General features: G+C 65.2%; 13 protein-coding genes. 4 read left to right on the top strand and 9 right to left on the bottom strand.

Annotated elements, in window-relative coordinates; genetic code table 11:
* Window positions 1-10: 10 nt before the first annotated feature.
* Window positions 11-328: a metal-sulfur cluster assembly factor gene (locus Pla123a_RS12845; protein ID WP_146587546.1), complete on the bottom strand. Its 318-nt coding sequence runs from the start codon at window positions 326-328 to the stop codon at window positions 11-13.
* A gap of 141 nt (window positions 329-469) precedes the next feature.
* Here Pla123a_RS12845 and Pla123a_RS12840 point away from each other — a divergent pair, with 141 nt between their 5' ends.
* Window positions 470-1345 carry an alpha/beta hydrolase gene (locus tag Pla123a_RS12840; protein WP_146587544.1) on the top strand — a complete coding sequence of 292 codons (876 nt, stop codon included), beginning with the start codon at window positions 470-472 and terminating at the stop codon, window positions 1343-1345.
* A 20-nt stretch (window positions 1346-1365) separates the two neighbouring features.
* On the opposite strand, the gene Pla123a_RS12835 is transcribed toward Pla123a_RS12840, so the two are convergent.
* The 6 genes from Pla123a_RS12835 to Pla123a_RS12810 all read right to left on the bottom strand — a co-directional run bounded on the left by Pla123a_RS12835 (window position 1366) and on the right by Pla123a_RS12810 (window position 7682).
* Entirely contained in the window at window positions 1366-2409 is a 1044-nt protein-coding gene (locus Pla123a_RS12835; protein ID WP_197527926.1) for a family 43 glycosylhydrolase, read from the bottom strand.
* 441 nt (window positions 2410-2850) lie between these two features.
* Window positions 2851-3168, bottom strand: a complete 318-nt coding sequence (locus Pla123a_RS12830) for a Rieske (2Fe-2S) protein (protein WP_146587542.1) — start codon at window positions 3166-3168, stop codon at window positions 2851-2853.
* Between the two features lie 8 nt (window positions 3169-3176).
* Window positions 3177-4496 carry a Fe-S cluster assembly protein SufD gene (gene sufD / locus Pla123a_RS12825; RefSeq protein ID WP_146587540.1) on the bottom strand — a complete coding sequence of 440 codons (1320 nt, stop codon included), beginning with the start codon at window positions 4494-4496 and terminating at the stop codon, window positions 3177-3179.
* A gap of 55 nt (window positions 4497-4551) precedes the next feature.
* Window positions 4552-5973, bottom strand: a complete 1422-nt coding sequence (gene sufB / locus Pla123a_RS12820) for a Fe-S cluster assembly protein SufB (protein WP_146587538.1) — start codon at window positions 5971-5973, stop codon at window positions 4552-4554.
* Window positions 5974-6044: 71 nt separating this feature from the next.
* Window positions 6045-6878: a Fe-S cluster assembly ATPase SufC gene (gene sufC / locus Pla123a_RS12815; RefSeq protein ID WP_146587537.1), complete on the bottom strand. Its 834-nt coding sequence runs from the start codon at window positions 6876-6878 to the stop codon at window positions 6045-6047.
* A gap of 84 nt (window positions 6879-6962) precedes the next feature.
* Window positions 6963-7682 carry a helix-turn-helix transcriptional regulator gene (locus Pla123a_RS12810; protein ID WP_146587535.1) on the bottom strand — a complete coding sequence of 240 codons (720 nt, stop codon included), beginning with the start codon at window positions 7680-7682 and terminating at the stop codon, window positions 6963-6965.
* 280 nt (window positions 7683-7962) lie between these two features.
* On the opposite strand from Pla123a_RS12810, the gene Pla123a_RS12805 reads away from it, so the two are divergent.
* Both Pla123a_RS12805 and Pla123a_RS12800 read left to right on the top strand, forming a co-directional pair.
* Complete coding sequence (locus tag Pla123a_RS12805) at window positions 7963-9600, top strand: alanine/glycine:cation symporter family protein (RefSeq protein ID WP_197527925.1); 1638 nt, start codon at window positions 7963-7965, stop codon at window positions 9598-9600.
* A gap of 443 nt (window positions 9601-10043) precedes the next feature.
* Entirely contained in the window at window positions 10044-14432 is a 4389-nt protein-coding gene (locus tag Pla123a_RS12800; RefSeq protein WP_146587533.1) for a CotH kinase family protein, read from the top strand.
* Window positions 14433-14469: 37 nt separating this feature from the next.
* On the opposite strand, the gene dusB is transcribed toward Pla123a_RS12800, so the two are convergent.
* Both dusB and Pla123a_RS12790 read right to left on the bottom strand, forming a co-directional pair.
* The gene (gene dusB / locus Pla123a_RS12795; protein ID WP_146587531.1) at window positions 14470-15507 is read right to left on the bottom strand and encodes a tRNA dihydrouridine synthase DusB; all 1038 of its coding nucleotides are present in this window, start codon (window positions 15505-15507) and stop codon (window positions 14470-14472) included.
* A 91-nt stretch (window positions 15508-15598) separates the two neighbouring features.
* Window positions 15599-16381 (bottom strand): helix-turn-helix domain-containing protein, encoded by a 783-nt coding sequence (locus tag Pla123a_RS12790; protein ID WP_146587529.1) that lies wholly within the window; start codon window positions 16379-16381, stop codon window positions 15599-15601.
* Window positions 16382-16642: 261 nt separating this feature from the next.
* On the opposite strand from Pla123a_RS12790, the gene Pla123a_RS12785 reads away from it, so the two are divergent.
* Complete coding sequence (locus tag Pla123a_RS12785) at window positions 16643-19156, top strand: HEAT repeat domain-containing protein (protein ID WP_197527924.1); 2514 nt, start codon at window positions 16643-16645, stop codon at window positions 19154-19156.
* The last annotated feature ends 125 nt before the right edge of the window (window positions 19157-19281 follow it).

The following is a 19281-nucleotide window of genomic DNA, read 5'->3' as shown; positions in this document are numbered from 1 at the left end:
CCTGCGCTGCTTAAAAGATGCCGAGCTGGTCGCGGGCGTCCTCGGTCATGCGTTCGGGGCTCCAGGCCGGTTCCATCACCAGCTTGATGTCGACCTCGCCAACCTCCTCGATTCCGGCGATGGCGTCCTTGGACTGGCTGAGGATCTGCGGCGCGGCCGGGCAGGCGGGGCTGGTCATCGTCATGTCGACCGCCACGTCCGACTTGCCTTCGGCGGTCTCGGTGATCGTGACCTCGTACACCAGGCCAAGGTCGACGATGTTCACGAACAGCTCGGGGTCGATGACCTGCTTCAGTGATTCGCGGACTTTGTCTTCGGCGATGGGCATAGGGGCCTCCTGGTGCGTGGTGAGGGCGGCTGGCGGCCACGGCGAGTAGCGCCAATGATTGTTTCTGCTCCTGATCTCTATTATCGTGGAATGCCTACCGGCGGTCCAGCCGCCGAAAACCTTCTCCCCAGGGATCATCTGATGCGCACCAGGTTTTTGGCGGGCCTTCTGTTCTGCATTCTCACTTGCCAGGCGATCGTGCCTCAGACGCTGCTGGCTCAGACCGGTCGGGTGTACGACGACCTGTCACTCGAGAGCGAGATCCTCGGCGAGACCCGCAAGTTCGCCGTCTACCTGCCGCCCGACTACGACGCGTCGGAGCGGAGCTACCCGGTGCTGTACCTGCTGCACGGCTCCGGCGACGACCAGTCCGGCTGGGTGCAATTCGGCGAGGTCCTCAACATCGCCGACCGGGAGATCAACGCCGGACGGGCCACGCCGATGGTGATTGTCATGCCGAACGCGGATGAGACGCACCGCGGCTACACGAACCACATCAGCGAAGACTTCCGCTACGAGGATTTCTTCATCGAAGAGCTGATGCCGCACGTCGAGTCTGAGTACCGCATCCGCCGCGAAAAGCGTTACCGGGCCGTGGCCGGGCTGTCGATGGGGGGTAACGGCTCGTTCATCTACGCCTTGCGTCACCCGGACCTGTTTGCCTCGGCCTGCCCGTTGAGCGCCTACGCCGGCCCGCTCAGCAAGGACGAACTTAAGGGCCGCCGCGGGGGCGGCGAGGCGACTGAGGAGCAGATCGACGCACATTACGAGAAGTACTCCATTCTCGAACTCATTAACAACATGCCGGACGACCAACGCGACGACGTCCGCTGGTACATCGACTGCGGTGATGATGATTTCCTGTACGAGGGCAACTCGCTGGTTCACATCGCGATGCGGAAGCGGGGCGTGCCGCACGAGTACCGCGTCCGCGACGGCGGCCACCGCTGGAGCTACTGGCGATCGGCCCTGCCGACCGTGCTGGCGTTCGTGTCGGATGGGTTCCATCAGAACTAGAGCGTCTGGCGGAGCACACCCTACTGCGGCAGCAGCCGCACCTGCGTTGGGGCGTCGCGGTCGCAGCTGAGCCAGCCTTCCTCCTCGAACAACTCAACCACCTGGATCGAGCTGCGGCGCTGCTCCGACGTGTCCTTACGGGCGTCGGGGCCGCGGCGTCCCGGGTGGGTGAAGTAGAACAGGAACGCCCGATCGCCGCTCACCACGACGTCCGGGTGCTGACCGATCACCTGGTCGTCCTCGCCGGTCCCGGGTTCGGCGAGCAGCGGCTCTGGCTGCTGCTCCCATTGGTCGGCGTCGACGGAGCGGAATACGCCGATGCCCCGCCAGAGGTCCATCACTAGCCAGTAGTGGCCGCGCCAGCGGAAGACCTTGGGACCCTCGCCACGCTGGCCGATCGCCTTGCCGCGGTCGACCCACTCGGTGAGGTCGTCGCTGCTCGCCTGCCAGATCGACTTGCCGTCGCGTTCGTTGTTGTACCACATCCGCCACTCGCCGCCGGGCGTCTGCAGGACGGTGGCGTCGATCACCTTGTCGTTGGCCAGCGGCAGCGGCTTGGCGTCGGACCAGTGGAGCAGGTCGTCGCTCCGCAGTTCGACGATCCGCCGTGGGTGGGACCAGTCGGCGAACACGCCCGGCACGACCGTCAGGTACATCCGCCACTTGCCATCGCCGACACGGGTCACCTCCGGCGCCCAGTAGGTGGGGGCGTCGCTGGCGGTCTCTGGCGGAACATCAATCTCGGCAGTCCCGACGTACGACCAGCTCGCCCCGCCGTCGGCCGACTCGGCGATGCCGATTGCCGTGCCGTGCACCCACTCCACGCCGCGGAGCCCTGCGGCGGTCGCGCGGCGGTTGGTGTAGAACATCCACCACTTGCCAGCCTCCGGGTTGTAGACCAGGGAGGGGTCGGCCGCGCCGTCGAACACCGGGTCGCGGTATAGCGGCTTATCGGCGACTTTGCCGGAATTTTCTGCTGCTGCGGTTGCGGCGAAGCAACATGTCATGCCAAGGCAGAGTCCTAGAAACCCCAGTTTCAGCAGGTTGATTGAGTGTCCGAGCATGGTTGCCCTGTCAGCTGCGAAGAATGCAAAGTGGAGAGGATCAACGCCGCTGGTGTCGTCCACTGTCAGGCGAGCAAACTGCCGCAAGCGGCGCCGCTGGGGATAGGTCCGAAGCGTTTTGTCCAAGAACACGAGCGAAGGGGACAAAACCCTGGACGCACGGCTCCCCGGCATGGCCCCAAGTACTTTCACAGCAGTGGTTTGTGCTGAATTCCCGCGATTGGACCGTGGGGGTTTTGTCCGGAAGGGGCACACAACTCCGGCATCAGTGCGGCCGTGTGGCGTGGAGCCCCTTCTCAGCGCACCGCGACATCATTCACCCTCAGGCGATTGCTCACGTTCAGGGGCAGTCCCTCTGTTAATTAGATCGTGCGGAATGGCCATTTTCCACAACAAACCCCGGACGTTCAGCGTCGCGCCGTCCGCGCCGAGCCGGTGGCTCTAGCCGACGAGCCTAACCAGCACCTGACCATCCTCGACCTTCACCTCGTGCGCGGCGGTAGCCTTGGTGGCGGGCATCGTCAGGGCGGCCCCGCTCTTGAGGTCGAACTTGGCGCCGTGCCGCGGGCAGGCGATGGTCTTTTCTTCCGGATCGAGCGGCCCGTCGGACAGCGGGCCGCCGTCGTGCGTGCAGACGTCGTCGAGGGCGTAAAAGTGGCCCGCCGCGTGGATCAGCACCACGGGCGCGTCATCGACCTCGACCAGCGTCGAGGACGGGTCGGGGAAATCGGACGCGGGACCGACTGGATGGAACGTCATTGTCGGTCCTACAGACTGCTGAGGTCTTGCACGCGGGCGGCGATCGCCTCGCCGAGCGCGTCGCGGACGCTCTGGATCGTGATTCGGTCGAAGATCTGCTGGAAGAAGCCGCTTACGATCATCCGCACCGCTTCCTGGCGGGTGTAGCCGCGGGTCATGGCGTAGAAGATCTGCGACTCGTCCACCCGGCCCGACGTGCTGCCGTGCGTGCAGCGGACGTCGTCGGCCTCGATCTCCAACCCGGGGATCGAGTCGGCCCGGCAGTGCTCCGACAGCATCAGGTTGTCGTTGCGCTGGTAGGCGTCGGTCCGCTGGGCCGGCTTGTCGACCTTGATCATCCCGCGCCACACGGTGCGGGACTTGTCCTGCAGGGCCGTCTTGTAGAGCAGGTCGCTGCGGCAGTACGACGCCTCGTGGTGCTGGTGAGTGTTGTAGGTCAGGTGCTGGCGGCCCTGGGTGAACATGGCCCCGTTGACCTGGGCCTCGGCGTCCGAGCCCTCGAGCGCGACGTGCTGGTTTACCTTTGCCAGCTTGGCGCCAAGCGCGCCGATGGTCCACTGCAGCTGGCCCTGCTTGCCAACTACCGCCTTCTGGTGGGCGAAGTGCCAAACCTTGTTGTTCCAGTTCTGCAGGTTGACGTACCGCAGCTTGGCGTTGGGGCCGACGATCAGCTCGATCGCGCCACAGTGCAGGCCGGCCGCGTCGGTCGAGGCGCTGGCGGTCTCGGCGAGCAGGGTCGCCTCGGCGCCCTCTTCCAGCACGACCAGCGTGCGGGACAGGTCGGCCGATTTTTCCGCGCCGAGCACCGACAGCATGTGCAGCGGCTGCTCGACCGACACGCCCTTGGGCACGTACAGCACCGAGCCGCAGGTCCAGAACGCGGCGTTGAGCATCGCAAACCGGTCGTACTTCGGGCAGACGATGTCCCGCTCGATCGACGGGCGGAGCTTGTCGCCGTGCTCGGCCAGCATCCGTTGCATGCCGCCGAACAACACGCCCTTGGCCGCCAGTTCTGCCGAGAGGTCCTCGCTGACAAGGTTGCCGTCGACCGACTGCACGTGGCCGCCGAGGTCGACGCCGTGCGTCAGCAGACCGGGGTCGCACGGAGCGGCGGCCGCGTCGTCCGGCTTGGCGAACTGGTCGAGCTTGAACAGCCGGATGTCGGTCCGCATCCACTCCTCGTCCTTCGACGAGGGCCACGGGGCGTTGGCGAACGCCTCGAACGCGTCGCGGCGGCGGTCGGTCATCCAGGCGGGTTCATCGAGCGAGGCGAGCAGCGCGTCGAAGGCTGCCTGGTCGTATCCCTGGGAAGTAAGCGTAGCGGTCATGCTGGCGTGTATAGGTAACTTGCTGGCGTGTTGGGTGGGGAGAACGAAGGCGGTGCTAACCGACGCTGCCTTCCATCTGCAGCTCGATCAGACGGTTCATCTCCACGGCGTATTCCATGGGCAGCTCCTTGATCAGCGGCTCGATGAATCCGCTGACAATCATGCTGCTGGCCTCGGCCTCGGTCAGGCCGCGGCTCATCAGGTAGAACAGCTGCTCCTCGCCGATCCGCGAGACACTGGCCTCGTGCTCGATCTGGACCTGCTGCTCCTCTACCTCGATGTAGGGGTAGGTGTCGCTGCGGCTCTCGGGGTCGAGGATCAGCGCGTCGCACACCACGTTGCTCTTGGTGTTGATGGCGCCGTCCTCGACCTTGCACAGGCCGCGGTAGCTGCTGCGGCCGCCGTTCTTGCTGATGCTCTTGCTGATGATGCGGCCCGAGGTGTTCGGGGCGCAGTGCACCAGCTTGGCGCCGGCGTCCTGGTGCTGGCCCTTGCTGGAGAACGCTATCGATAGGATCTCGCCCCGCGCGCCCGGCTCCATCATGTAGACGGCCGGGTACTTCATGGTCAGCCGCGAGCCGAGGTTGCCGTCAATCCACTCCATCAGGGCGTCCTGGTAGGCCATCGCCCGCTTGGTCACCAGGTTGTAGATGTTGTTGGCCCAGTTCTGGATCGTCGTGTAGCGGCAGCGGCCGTTCTTCTTGACGATGATCTCAACCACGGCCGAGTGCAGGCTCTCGGTCGAGTACATCGGCGCGGTGCAGCCCTCCACGTAGTGGATCTCGGCGCCCTCGTCGACAATGATCAGCGTCCGCTCGAACTGGCCCATGCTCTCCGCGTTGATGCGGAAGTAGGCCTGCAGCGGGAATTCGATCTTCACGCCTGGCGGCACGTAGATGAACGAGCCGCCCGACCAGACGGCCGAATTGAGCGCAGCGAACTTGTTGTCCTCCGGCGGGATAATCTTGCCGAAGTACTCGCGGAGCAGCTCGGGGTGCTCGCGGACGGCGGTGTCGGTGTCGGTGAAGATCACGCCCTTCTTGGCGAGGTCCTCGTGCAGCGAGCCGTAGACGACCTCGCTCTCGAACTGCGCCTTCACGCCGGCCAAGAACTTCCGCTCGGCCTCGGGGATGCCGAGCTTGTCGAAGGTGTCCTTGATCTCTTGCGGGACGTCCTCCCAGGTCTTGCCCTGGCCTTCGGTCGGCTTCAGGTAGTAGTAGACGTCGTCGAAATCGATGCCGATGTCGCCGCCCCACTCGGGCATCGGCTTCGACTCGAAGATCGCCAGCGAACGGAGCCGGAACTCGAGCATCCACTCGGGCTCCTTCTTCATCGCCGAGATCTGACGCACCACCTCTTCGTTCAGGCCCTTGCGGGCTTTGAAGACGCCGGTCGTCTGGGTGACGAAGTCGTACTTGTTGATTTCGCCGACGGTGTCCTTCGGCGCTTCCTTGAACGGCAGGGTTTCTGTAGCCATATCGAGTACCTTGTGCGGTGCGTGGGGCGCACCAGAATCGTTTGCGATAGTCAGCGGACGGAGTCCTGCGGTTAGACGGCCGCCGGCTCCTCGTCCTGCATCTCGGCCTCGACGCGGGCCTCGACCGGGTGGTCGGCGCGGATGCGGTCGTAGCCGTTGGTGTACAGCTCGCGGGCCAGCTCCTCGCCGCCGGTCTCGACCAGACGTCCGCCCAGCATCACGTGCGTGAAGTCCGGGGTGTTCTGCTCGAGCAGCTTGTCGTGGTGGGTGATGATCAGGATGCCCATCTCGGTCCCGCCCTCGGTCTCCTGGGCGATCGCGGCGATCGACTGGCTGGCCAGCTTCACGGCGTCGACGTCCAGGCCGGAGTCGGTTTCGTCGAGGATGGCGAACTTGGGCCGCAGCATGGCGAGCTGCAGGATCTCGGCCCGCTTCATCTCGCCGCCGGAGAAGCCGTCGTTGACGTAGCGGCGGGCGAACTCGGTGTCCATCTTGAGCTGACCCATCTTCTCCTTCAGCTCCTTGCGGAACTCACGCATCGGGATCAGGTCCTCGCCCTCCTTGCGGTCCGGGTTGCGGACGTTGGTCGCGGCGTGGCGCAGGAAGTCGGCCAGCTTGACGCCGGGGATCGCCATCGGACGCTGGAACGCCATGAAGATGCCCGCCCGGGCACGCTCGCTGGCGTCCATGTCGAGGACGTCCTCGCCGTTGATCTCGATCGTGCCGCCGGTCACCTCGTACGACGGATGACCCATGATGGCATTGCCGAGCGTGCTCTTACCGCTGCCGTTGGGGCCCATTAGGGCGTGGGTCTCGCCACGGTTGATGGTCAGGTTGACGCCGTTGAGGATCGGTTTCCCCTCGACGCTGACGTGCAGATCCTTGATTACGAGCGTTTCAGTCATTGCTTCTCGATAGCTAAAGCGTTGTTACGGGACGTTTGTTTCGGTGCGACCAATCAACCGACGGTTGGCCGTTGCTGTTTGCTTCTATTTCTTATTCTTAGCGGCATCGGCCGGGTTGGCGACCGCTGCGTTGGCGGATGGTGCCACGACAGGCGTGCCGTCGGCGTCGGCGTCAACGTACCCACTGCTCGGTTCGAACGAGCAGCAAGTGCCGCCGTCGAGCCGGCACTCCGACAGCCGGACGCTCTCGCCCAGGGCCTCGGAGATCATGAGTCGTTCCATCGCACAGACGCTGCGGTCGGTCTCGGCGAGACCGGGGTACGGGCAGGCGAGTGCGTTGAGGACCGGCAGTCCGCCCGACTCGTCAACAACGAATGGCAGCTCTTTCTGGTCCATCAGCTGGCTCAGGGCCCGCATCTTCTCTGCCAAGGCGCCCTGGCCTAGCTGGCTAGCGTACCCCTGCGCCAACCGATTGGCGAGCCGCTTGAGCAGCCCGCGGCGGACCTCGATGTCCTCAATCTGCCGGACCTCGTCCCACAGCACGTCAACGAGGTCGCCAAAATTGTCGCCGGACATCCGCTCCCCCTTAGGGGTAAGCGAGTAGCGGTAGCTCGGACGCCCACGGGGCTGCTTCTCAACGACCCGCTCCAGCACCCCCTTGGCCATCAGCCGGGAGAGCCGCTGCCGGACCGCGGTGCGAGTCACGCCCAAGAACGCCTCGAGGTCGCCGACGCTAGCGGAGTTAACCCGGCGGAGGTGATCCAACAGGTCGCGGTCGGTTGATTCGGGAGCGATAGCAGCCATTACGTCTCAATCGTATCGGTTTAGGCATTTTTGGCAACCGGATGTTTCTTAAATTGCGCAATTCAACGTCGATGCGACGTAACTTGTTGATTGGTATTGCTTTATCGCCGCTAGTCGGCAAGATTGGGGCGAAAGCAGGGCGATGAGCGCTGCCCGCACTGCTGGCACGACCCTGATTCGCGGGTTTTACGCCGCAGAGCCCCACCGCGAGCCGCCCGGACCCGCAGAGAAGCCCACGCATTACGCCCTTACGCTCCTAGGACCCCTCAAGGACCCCGCGATGCCGTTCGCCCCGAGCCACCCTGCCCTGAGCAAAATCTTCCTGAGCGTGATGCTGGCGTTGGCGACTTTGGGGTCACCGACCCCGCTCCTGGCCCAGGAGCAGGGTGAAAACGCCACCGAGTCGAACCCGGCAGTCGCGTCCGACGAAGCCCCTGCCGAGGCGGCAGACGGAGACTGGATGGCGGATGTTGACGGCTGGTTTGGCGAGTACCTCGTGGGGCCCCTCGTGGCGGTGCTGTTCTACGACTTCAATTCCAAGGAATGGCTCGGCACGAGCGTCCCGGTGGTCGTGGTGTGGCTGTTCTGCGGGGCGGCCTTCCTGACGCTGCGGATGATGTTTATTAACGTCCGGGCGTTCTGGCACGCCATCCGGGTCACGAAGGGCGACTTTGACGGCGACCACGACGACGGCGAGGTCTCCCACTTCCAAGCGCTATCCTCGGCTCTTTCGGCCACGGTCGGCCTCGGCAACATCGCCGGCGTAGCGATCGCCGTCGGCAGCGGCGGCCCGGGGGCCGTGTTCTGGATGGTGCTCGCCGGCCTGCTCGGCATGTCGAGCAAGTTCACCGAGTGCACGCTCGGCCAGATGTACCGTCATGTCGACAACGAAGGTCGCGTGCTCGGCGGCCCCATGCGGTACCTGAAAGAGGGCCTAGCAGAGATGAATATGGGGCCGCTGGGAGCGGTCTTGGCGTTCCTGTTCTCGGTGCTCTGCATCGGTGGGTCGTTCGGCGGCGGGTGCGCGTTCCAGGTGTCGCAGTCGCTGGATATCGTTAAGTCACAGGCGCCCTGGCTTCAAGGCCGCGAGTGGATTTACGGCGCGGTGCTGGTGGCGTGCGTCGGCGTGGTGATTCTGGGCGGCATCCGCCGGATTGCTTCGACGGCAGAAAAGATCGTGCCGCTGATGTGCGTGGTGTATGTGATTGGCGCACTGATCATCCTTGGGACCAACGCCGACGAGATCGGCGGGGCCTTCGCGACCATCTTCCAGGAAGCTTTTAAATGGGAGAGCGCCTACGGCGGTCTGCTGGGCGTGATGGTGATGGGCATCAAGCGTTCGGCGTTCAGCAACGAGGCCGGCATCGGTTCGGCGGCGATCGCCCACTCGGCCGCCCGCACCAAGTACCCGGTGCGTGAAGGCATTGTCGCCCTGCTGGAGCCGTTCATCGACACCGTGGTCATCTGCACCATGACCGGGCTGGTGATCGTCATTACCGGCGTCTACGACACCGAGCGCTTCCCCGAGCACGCCGAGCTGATTGCCGGCGACCAGGGCGCGCGGCTCACGAGCATCGCTTTTCAGTCGGTGGTCCCCTGGTTCTCAATCGTTCTGGCCGTTGCGGCGATGCTGTTCGCTTACTCGACAATGATCTCGTGGTCGTACTACGGCGAGCGGTGCTTCACGCACCTGTTCGGGGTTAAGGCGTCGCTACCGTACCGTATTCTCTTCCTCTGCTTCGTGTTTCTGGGAGCAGTGGTCACGGCCCAGAACGCCAACGTGTTTAGCGAACTCATGATCCTCTCGATGGCGTTCCCCAACATGCTTGGCCTGCTGCTGCTTAGCGGCAAGGTCAAACGCTCGCTAGACGAGTACTGGGGCGCCTACAAACGGGGCGAGATCAGAGCAAACGGGTAGACGCGGCGATCGCAAAGCCGTGGTCGGCACGCCGTGGAGATCGCGCGACCGGCCGCACGGCGGGCAGCGATGCGTGAGGGACCGTCGTTGCGCGAGGCGTCAGGGGCGGCGACCCATTCGGTCAGCGCGGGTCGCGACCCTCCCGTTGACCAAGCTTAAGCCGCGGCCGGCGCCCCGTTGGTGACGCCGGGTATCCCCGTTCTTCGCGCTCCCATGGTTCCCCCGGCGGGCGTCCTGCAGGCTGAATCGGCGGTGTTTTTTCGGGAAAATGCCCCACTCAGCTCAGAATCCATGTAACCTCGCAGGTTTGCGCATCACCTCACGGCCACCGCAGAGAATTGTGAAGATTTCGTGTGCGACCTGTGTGAAATTGCCTTGTAGTATAAATGCTCCGGAACGCTTTTCGTTAGCGGCAGAGAAGTATCTACAAGAGGCGGTTTGTAATGCGGAAGCGACTATTTTTAGAGAACCTCGAGTCGCGTGACTTGCTGGCGGCCGACCTGATCATCAGCGAGTTCATGGCTTCCAACGATGGCAGCCTAGAGGACGGCAACGGCGCGGCCTCGGACTGGATTGAGGTCTACAACAACGGCGACGAGTCGGCCAACCTGTTGGGGCACAGCCTGACCGACGACCCGGCCGACCTGAACAAGTGGAGCTTCACGACGCCGCTGGTGCTGGCCCCCAACGAGTACGTCGTGGTGTTCGCCAGCGGGAACGACGCGCCTGACTCGAGCGGCGCGCTGCACACCAACTTTGCCCTCTCTGCCGGCGGCGAGTACTTGGCGCTCGCCAACCCCGGCGGAGTCATCCTCTCGGAATTCGGCCCTGCCGGGACCGAGTACCCGCAGCAGACGTCAGGCGTGTCGTACGGGTTGGCGTTCAGCTCTTCCTCGCCGGCGGTGGTTACGCCCGAGAGCGCGGTCCGCTACCTCGTGCCGACCAACAGCTCGGTTGACGCGACCTGGACTCAGCCTGGGTTTGATGACGCAACCTGGGCCGCCGGCGTGGCGAGCGTGGGGTACGAGTCTTCCGGTTCGGACTACGCCAGCCGCGGCCTGCTCGACACGGTGCTGCCAGCGGGAACCACCAGCGCGTACGTCCGGATCCCGTTCACCGTCACAGACGCCAACACGCTGCTCAGCAAGCTGCAGATGAAGTACGACGACGGCTTCGTCGCGTATATCAACGGCACACTCGTCGCCAGCGCTAATGCGCCGCAGTCGCCGCAGCACAACTCGACCGCGACCGGCGAGAACCCCGACGCCTTCGCCGTCAGGTACGAGGACTTCGACCTCAGCGGCTACTCCGGCCTGCTCACGCAGGGCGAGAACGTCCTCGCGATCCATATGCTGAACCGCAGCGCCGGTAGCTCCGACCTGCTGGCCGCGGTCAATCTGCTGACCACGTCCGGCGGCCCGATCGCGCCAGAGATCATCGGCTACCTCCAGCAGCCCACCCCCGGCCTGCCGAACACCAACCTCCGCGCGTCAGATGTCGAGTTCTCGCGCGCCGGCGGGGCGTTCCCGAGCACGTTCGACCTGACGCTCAGCACCCCCGACAATACCGAGACCATCCGCTACACCACCGACGGCTCGGCGCCGACCGGTTCTTCCCCCATCTATACGGGGCCGATCACGGTCTCGTCGTCGGTGCAGATCCGCGCCAGGGCGTACGGCGCGGAGGGGCAGGTCGGCGCGTCTCACACCGAGAGCTTCACGCGCGTGGACGCGGCGCTGAATGGCTTCACCTCGGACCTGCCGATTGTCGTGCTTGAGAACTACGGCGACGGCACCCCCGGCACCGGCGATTTCGAGGACGCCGCGCTCAGCCTGTACGACGTCGACCCGCTCAGCGGCCGCAGCGCAATCTCCGCCGAGGCCGACCTCTCGATGCTGATCGGCCAGCACCGCCGCGGCCGCAGCACCGCGAACAACCCCAAGACCAACCTCCGCATCGAGCTGCGCGACGAGAACGGCGAGGACCAGAGCGTCGAGCTGCTGGGCATGCCCTCGGAGTCCGACTGGATCCTGTACGCCCCGTACAACTTCGACCGCGCGATGCTCCGCAACGCGACCTTCTACGGGCTGAGCAACCAGCTGGGCAAATGGGCGCCCCGCACGCGATTTGTCGAGGTCTACGCCAACTACGACGGCGACGAACTTGAAGCGGGCGACTACCTCGGCGTGTACGTGCTGATGGAGAACATCAAACGCGACAGCAACCGCGTCGACATCGCCGAGCTCACCCCCACCCAGAACAGCGAGCCCGACATCACCGGAGGCTACATCATCGCCTTCGACGGCGCCGACGGCGAAACCCCGCCCGACGGCTCGTGGAGCACCGACCGCAACATCCCGACACTGGGCGACTCGTCACTGCTGCACGAGGATCCCGACCGGACCGAGCTGACCCAGGAACAGGTCGACTACATCCGCGGCTACGTCCAGGACTTCGAGGACGCCCTCTACGGCCCCAACGCAACCGACCCAGAGGTGGGCTACCAGGCGTACTTTGATGTCGCCTCGTCGATCGACCACCATATCCTGCGGGTCCTGTCGAAGGAGCCGGATTCACTCCGCCTGAGCACATTCCTTACCAAGGACCGCGACGGCAAGCTCGCGTTTGGGCCGGTTTGGGACTTCGACCGCTCCAGTGGCGCCGACAACGACGGCCGTTCCTCCAATCCCGAGGGGTGGTACCTGCCGGACGTCGATTTCTTCGAGTCGGACTGGTGGGGCGAGTTGTTCGACGACCCCAACTTTGCCCAGGAGTGGGTCGACCGCTGGCAGGAGCTCCGCCAGGGCGTCCTGAGCGACGACGGCCTCCGCGGCACGGTCAACGGGCTGGCGTCTGAGATCGCCGAGGGCCAGGTCCGCAACTTCGACCGCTGGCCGAACATCGCCCCCAACGGCGGGGCCTACGCCGACCCCGGCCTCACCGGCTGGGAGGCCGAGGTGAGCCACCTGGCGAACTGGCTGGTGATCCGGGCCAACTGGATCGACGAGCAGCTGATCGGCGTCCCGCTACTCGCCCCCACGCCGGGCAACGTCAGCAGTGGTCAGCAGGTGACGCTTTCGGCGGACCCGGATGTGCAGATTTACTACACCATTGATGGGACGGATCCCCGTGCCGACGGTGGCGGCCTCTCACCGACAGCCGTTCTCTACAGCGGACCCCTCACGGTCACCGACACGACGCTGCTCTCCGCGCGGGGCTACGGCGATCCGGGCGGCACGATTGAGAGCAGCAGCAGCTACCCGAGTGGGGAATCCCCCGCCGACGCGATCGACGGCGACCCGGGCACAAAGTACCTCAACTTCGGCGGCGCCAACTCCGGCTTGATCGTTACCCCGCAATCGGGGTCGTCGGTGGTGCAGAGCTTCCGCCTGACCACCGCAAACGACTTCGAGAACCGCGACCCTGGAACGTGGGAGCTGTACGGCACGAACGACGCCATTCAGAGCAACGACAACAGCACCGGTCTGGCCGAGAACTGGACGCTGATCGACGAAGGCAGCGTCCTGCTGCCGTCAGCGCGCGGAACCGACGGCCCGGTCGTGCCGATTGCGAACGTCAGCGCCTACACCTCCTACAAGCTGATGTTCCCGACCCTCAAGGGCGCGGCCGGTGAGATGCAGTTCGCCGAGGTCAAGTTCTACGAGTCGTCTACCGGCGCCACGCCCAACATCCTCTCCCCGAGCGACGCTATTCTGGCGGTGCACGTGCTGACCGGCGCTTCCGCCGATGGCATCTCGAACTGGAGTTCGCTCACGCAGGGGCTCTACTCGGTCGAGCAGCCCGCCGACGCCAGCAGCCTCCGCATCAGCGAGGTCCACTACCACCCGGCCGATCCAACGCCCGAAGAGCTGACGCTCGTGCCGAACGCCGACGCCGACAGCTTCGAGTTCGTCGAGCTGGTGAACTCCAGCAGCAACTTTATCAGCCTCAACGGCGTGCAGCTCGGGGATGGGATCACGTTCGACTTCTCGACTTCGGCGGTTACCTCGCTGGCGCCGGGGCAGGCCGTGGTCGTCGTCGAAGACACCGAAGCCTTCACCGCCCGCTACGGCGAAGGGATCCTGGTAGCCGGCCAGTACGACGGGAAGCTGTCGAACGGCGGCGAGCGGATAACGCTGACCGACTCGTCCTCGGCGGTGATCCACGACTTCACCTACGACGACGTCGCCCCGTGGCCCACCGCCCCCGACGGCGACGGGCCGTCGATGCAGGCGGTCGACCTGTACGGCGACTACACCTCTGGCGCCAACTGGACGGCGAGCGCCGTCGACAACGGCACGCCCGGCTTCCACGGAGTGCTGCCGGGCGACTACGACGCCGACGGCATTGTCGACACCGACGACTACGACCTCTGGCGTTCGACTTACGGCTCGACCACGCTGCTGGCCGCCGACGGCAACCACAACGGCCGGATCGACGCAGGCGATTACACCATCTGGCGGGACAACGAAGGCGCCTCGATCGCCCCGCAGTCCACGCTCGCGGCCATTGTCCTCGCGGCCCCATCGGCCGCTTCAGCGGCAGTAGCGGTGAGTGAGCCCGCCGCGGATGAACCGACGCCGACCGCCGTCTACTTTGTATCGCCGGACGCGACGATCGCTACCGCACTGGCGGCCAAGGCGCCGGCGACGATTGGCCCTGTCGGCGGCCCCTTCGCGGCGGTTGAGGACGACTCGCTACTCCTGCTGGACGCGGCGTTCTCGAATCTGCTTGCCGAACGTGAGCTGGTCGAGACGCTGCTCGCCGAGCCTGCCGAAACGCCCGATGATGTCGACCTGGCGCTCGAGCAAGAGTTCACCGACGCGGTTTAGACTCCGCCGGCCGCCAGCGTCGCCGGCCGCCAGCGTCTTAGCCGGCGGCCGCGTGCTGCTCGCTTGGGAAGTAGTCCCGCACGACCGCGTAGAACTGGTCGGCGGTCTCGATCGTCGCGACGTGCTTGCGGAACTCCCGCGCGCCGCGGCGACCCTGGGCGTAGCAGCAGGCGTACTTGCGCATCAGCACGGCGCCCTTTTCCTCGCCGAACCGCTCCTTGACCAGCTCGAAGTGGTGCACCATCAGCCGGCGTTCGTCCTCGAGCGTAGGGTCAGGGGGGATCGGCTCACCACGCAGGGCGGCCTGCGCCTGGGCGAACAGCCACGGCTTGTTAAGGCACGCCCGGGCGATCATCACGCCGTCGACGTCGTACCGCTGGAACGCCTGGACGACCTTCTCGGCGGAGTCGAGGTCGCCGTTGCCGATCAGCGGGATCTTCTTTAGAAACGGTTTGACCTCGGAGATCAGGTCCCAGTCGGCCGAGCCGCGGAACATGTCGGCGGCGGTGCGGCCGTGCAGCGTGAGCGCCGCGGCGCCCGCGCCCTCGACAATCTGGGCGACGTCCTTGATGACGATCTTGTCTCGCGTGCAGCCGAGCCGCGTCTTGGCGGTGACCGGCGTTGGTCCGCAGGCCGCAACCACCTGCTCGATGATCCGCCCCATCCGCTCCGGCTCACGCAGCAGGTACGAGCCGCTGTGGGCCTTCTCCGTGACCTGCCGCACCGGGCAGCCGAAGTTAATGTCGACCACGCTGACCTTGTACTCGTCGACTAGCCGCTTGCCGACCCGGGCCATGATCTCGGGGTCGTTGTCCCAGATCTGCACGGCCAGCGGCCGCGGCTCGTCGGCCACGCCCCACAGCCGGTCGGGGTGGGTCGCCTCCTGCTCGTCGAGCCAGACGAAGCCCTTGGCGTTGACCATCTCGGTCGCCAGCAGCCCGGCGCCGCCGAACTCGCGGACAATCTGCCGGAACGCGTAGTTGGTGAAACCCGCCATCGGCGCCTGCAGCACCGGCGGGTCGACCAAGAGGTCGCCGATGTAGAACGGGGGCGCAATGGGATTCGCGTCGGGCATCCGACCATTGTACCAGCGATCTTTACCGTCGGAACCGCAAGTCAGTTCGCCAAACAGCTGTCATAACAACTGGCCCCAAGAGCCGGCGGCGTCAGCCGCCGGAGCAGCCTTCCCGGCACGCCGCCGCCGAGGGTTCGGCTCCCCCGGCTGACGCCGGAGGCTCTCGGTGACACGGCGCGTGGCGTTCGCCTTCGTTTTGTCCGAATACTCGCAGCGAGGGGACAAAACCCCCGCCGTCGGATTCCGTGGCGGCTTCGTCTTGGCCTTCCACCGCGGGCTCGACCACGGATCCCGGCGCGCGCCGCACCGGCGGTTTTGTCCCACGCCGCGCCGAGGCGGCGACGCCCTCGGCGAGCTCATTGAGGGCCGCGGCGACCGGTGAGCGCCGCTTCAGTTGTGGCAGGCCGGCGGTGGCGGCTGGCTCCCTCGGCTGACGCCGGGGGCTCTTGTCGATCGCGCAGCGCTCGCCGGCAGCAGGTCGCGCGGAAGCGATCGCTTGGATCTCTTGCTCGAGGTCCCACGGCTGCGGCGGCTGATGGGGCTTGGGCTTCGGCCGCTGCTGCTTGCGCTTGACCTGTTCGCGCCGCGCCCGCCGCTCGCGCTCCTCCTGGCGGTCCTGCCGGTCGACCAGCCAGGCCGCGGCCCGCCAGTGCGTCGCCGCCGCCTGCCGAACGGCCTGCAGCGGCCCGAGCCGCGCATGCATCCGCGCCCGCCGGACCCGCTCGTCAAAGCCCTCGTCCCGCCGCTGCTCCCGCCGGATCGTCTTCTCGCAGCAGCCCAGGTAGTCGGCCGCTTCGCGCACCGTCATCCCCGCGGTTAAGAGCGCACAAACCTCCCGCTGCTTCCCCTCATCCAGCACCCGTGGTCGCGCCATCATCGGCCCCCTGTGGTTGGCGTGTTGCTTGCAGGTGTATACAGGTGTGCACGCCTTCATTTTCGCCGACCGAGCGGCTCATTTCTACCGAAAAGCGGTTAGAAAGCAGCTCCACTCTCCGAGTGGAGAACGGGGGGAGGTCGAAAGCCTAGAACTGGATGTGTCATTGTTTTGCCTGCTGTTTGCCTCCCGTGGAATTTGAACCAGTCCTCGCCCAATGGTATGATCTCGGACCCGCAAACGCCCTCAAGGAGCCGTGTCATGGCTCGATCCCCGTACACGAGGATCACGTTCGTATGGTTTGCCGGCACCGTTGTGCTCGCCCTGATTTTTGGCGGGTATGAAGCCTACAAGCGAATCAAGTTGGGCGTGCTGGTGTCGCAGGCCCATGCTGAGGACCAAGCGACGCGCGGCTTGGCCCGCCATCAAATCGAAGGATGGGGCTCCGCGGCGCTACCACACTTGATACGCGAATGGAGCGACGAATCCCAACGCGACCGCCATTGGGGGATCAGGCCTACGCTTGATGGCCATTCAATGCCTGCGGTCGCCCAACTCCTGAAGGATCTTGGCGCAAGTGGCTACGAGGCGAGGGTCAGGGAGGCAGTCGAGCCGGATTTCGAGAGTGGGCTTGAAAGAATTCGGAGCCTCGCCGCCTACACGGTCGCTACGAAGAATACCTGGAAGACTCCACCTGGCCCGAGTGAGCCGTCCCCCGAACTCGTCCAGCATCTGATTGGTTCCCTCGACGACCAAGACCCCCTTGTCCGGCTCTGGGCCATCTACGATCTCGGCTCGTTCAAGACGCCGCCCGTAGCAGCCCTTCCCCGTGCGCTCGAGTTCGTTGATGACCCCGATCCCCTTGTCCGTTGCCACCTCATTGCTCTCTTGGTGAAACTCGAACGCCACAAGCCCGCCAGTGAGGGCTTGGTCGCTCTGCTCTCGGACACGCATCCGGTCGTCCTTGGAAAGACGTTGGAGGCCATCGGCTCTCCGCGTCGGTTGGTTCATATCACGGAACGCCCCGTTCGTGTCACAGAGCTGCTCCTGCATGAAGAGCTGATCGTCCGGCATCGCGCCGCTTCGGTGGCGACTCGCTTCGGACTAACGGATTCGGATGCGGCCGCCATAGCTGCAGCCGTTCGCGACGGTGGCAGAATGACCGACTGGGACGCCAGAGACCCGCTGGTACTCTCTGCTAGGTCGGGCTGGTCACGAACTTACTTGCCCAACAACGACATCATGCGTGGGCTGGCGTCGCTGGGAACGGCAGCAGCCCCGTTGAAGCCAACCCTCCTTCAGCTGGTTGACGAGAAAGGCGACATCGAAGCCCTCAAGTCGCTAGTCGAGCTGGCGCCAGACGAAGGAATCCCACGCCTGGTAAGCGCGGCGAGCATGGGCGACGGCGAAATCCCCGCCGAACGTCACGCGAAGGCAATCCGGCTGCTGGCTGCGACGACCGCTCGCGAGACGGACGGCCTAGAGCCGGACGGTCTGCGGGGGCAGGCGGTGACAATCTTCCGCGGCTTTCTGGATCACGACGACCGCATGATCCGGCTGCGGTCGGCAATCGCGCTAGCCGAGCTAGACCCCAAGGATCGCTCCACAGTGGAGTTGCTGGCGGACATCTACCGAGACTTGCGAGCCAATCCGCCGAAGCCAATCGGTGGATACCGCTGGTCTTCCTGCAACCCCGAAGCGCCGTTGAAGGCGTTGAGTCATCTCGGCGGCCCCGAGGCCATCGACGCTCTGATCAACGCGGTTCAAAGCGACAACGACATGCTGCGAATCAACTGCCCGGAAATGCTCGTTGAAGCGTACCGAGTGGAAGACCTGCTCGATCAAGAGCTGTTGGACCGCGGCGTCGAGGCGTTACGCCAGATGATCTTCGGCGAGGGGAGTGGTGAGTCGAAGTTCAGCCTGAACCCCACGAACCAGATCGGACGCTTGGTCTACCGGGCATCCCAAGTGGGCGCCGCGCCGAGCGACCCAGCAGGCCTGACAAGCATGTTGATCAGTGTCTGCGAGGGGAACCCGGACGGCGCCGTACGCAACGGGGCCTCCGTTTCGTTGGTCGCCTTCGGGGAACTGGCCAAAAGCGGCGGACCGACATTTGTCCGTTGGCTCGACGAGCCGAACCAATGGCGATTCGGAGCCCGATGCATCGGCGGGCTCGGTCCTTCGGCTGAAGACCTCGTCCCAAAGTTGCTCGACGGCCTCACACAGGAACCTTCGCACACAAGCGAGAGCGTCAACGCGCTGGCGGCGATCGGCCCCGCAGCCCGATCCGCTCTTCCCGACGTCGAGGCGTGGCAACCCGGGGGCGAAACGCTCGCCGAACTCAAGCGGTATGCCTTGTCCCGGATTGCTCCCGATAAGTACCCCGCTGCGGGCTTATCAGATGATCTGGTTGAACGTGCCCGCCCCGACTTGATCGCGCATCGTGACCATCCCCCCGCCTGGCGACTTGCCTTGGGCAAGCGGCTCGAGATGCTCGGCCAACTGGGGACGGGTGCGGTCGCATCGCAGCCCTTCCTCGTCGAAACGTTCGACATCGCGCAATCGACGGGGAGCTGGCAGCTCCGCTGGTACGCCGTCAAAGCCATTGACGGAATAACGCGGCCGTCAAGAGAAGCCCGACGCGTCCTTGAGACCGCGTCTCTCGATTCAGAAACGCGAATTCGCCGATCTGCGGAGATCGCGCTGCACCGGCTAAAGATTAGTGAGGGGGGATCCAATGACGGGTCAGGCTTGCCAGGGCGATTACTCGAGTGAATCGTCACCTCGCGCACGCGTCAGGGAGCAAAACGGGGACAGTCTCAATACTGTTCGGCACGCGATTTGCGCACGCCAATTCGTCACTGCGAGGCGATCTAGTCGAGGTTGCGCCCTGGACGGGC

This window comes from Posidoniimonas polymericola (assembly GCF_007859935.1).
Lineage (GTDB): Bacteria > Planctomycetota > Planctomycetia > Pirellulales > Lacipirellulaceae > Posidoniimonas > Posidoniimonas polymericola.
This window is presented reverse-complemented; position numbering and strand designations above follow the sequence as displayed.

Excerpts from the sequence above, each read along its gene's own strand:
- Pla123a_RS12810 (WP_146587535.1), bottom strand. The coding sequence starts at position 7,682 with ATGGCTGCTATCGCTCCCGAATCAACCGACCGCGACCTGTTGGATCAC.
- Pla123a_RS12840 (WP_146587544.1), top strand. The coding sequence starts at position 470 with ATGCGCACCAGGTTTTTGGCGGGCCTTCTGTTCTGCATTCTCACTTGC.
- dusB (WP_146587531.1), bottom strand. The coding sequence starts at position 15,507 with ATGCCCGACGCGAATCCCATTGCGCCCCCGTTCTACATCGGCGACCTC.
- Pla123a_RS12800 (WP_146587533.1), top strand. The coding sequence starts at position 10,044 with ATGCGGAAGCGACTATTTTTAGAGAACCTCGAGTCGCGTGACTTGCTG.
- Pla123a_RS12835 (WP_197527926.1), bottom strand. The coding sequence starts at position 2,409 with ATGCTCGGACACTCAATCAACCTGCTGAAACTGGGGTTTCTAGGACTC.
- Pla123a_RS12845 (WP_146587546.1), bottom strand. The coding sequence starts at position 328 with ATGCCCATCGCCGAAGACAAAGTCCGCGAATCACTGAAGCAGGTCATC.
- Pla123a_RS12830 (WP_146587542.1), bottom strand. The coding sequence starts at position 3,168 with ATGACGTTCCATCCAGTCGGTCCCGCGTCCGATTTCCCCGACCCGTCC.
- sufC (WP_146587537.1), bottom strand. The coding sequence starts at position 6,878 with ATGACTGAAACGCTCGTAATCAAGGATCTGCACGTCAGCGTCGAGGGG.
- sufB (WP_146587538.1), bottom strand. The coding sequence starts at position 5,973 with ATGGCTACAGAAACCCTGCCGTTCAAGGAAGCGCCGAAGGACACCGTC.
- Pla123a_RS12805 (WP_197527925.1), top strand. The coding sequence starts at position 7,963 with ATGCCGTTCGCCCCGAGCCACCCTGCCCTGAGCAAAATCTTCCTGAGC.
- sufD (WP_146587540.1), bottom strand. The coding sequence starts at position 4,496 with ATGACCGCTACGCTTACTTCCCAGGGATACGACCAGGCAGCCTTCGAC.
- Pla123a_RS12790 (WP_146587529.1), bottom strand. The coding sequence starts at position 16,381 with ATGGCGCGACCACGGGTGCTGGATGAGGGGAAGCAGCGGGAGGTTTGT.
- Pla123a_RS12785 (WP_197527924.1), top strand. The coding sequence starts at position 16,643 with ATGGCTCGATCCCCGTACACGAGGATCACGTTCGTATGGTTTGCCGGC.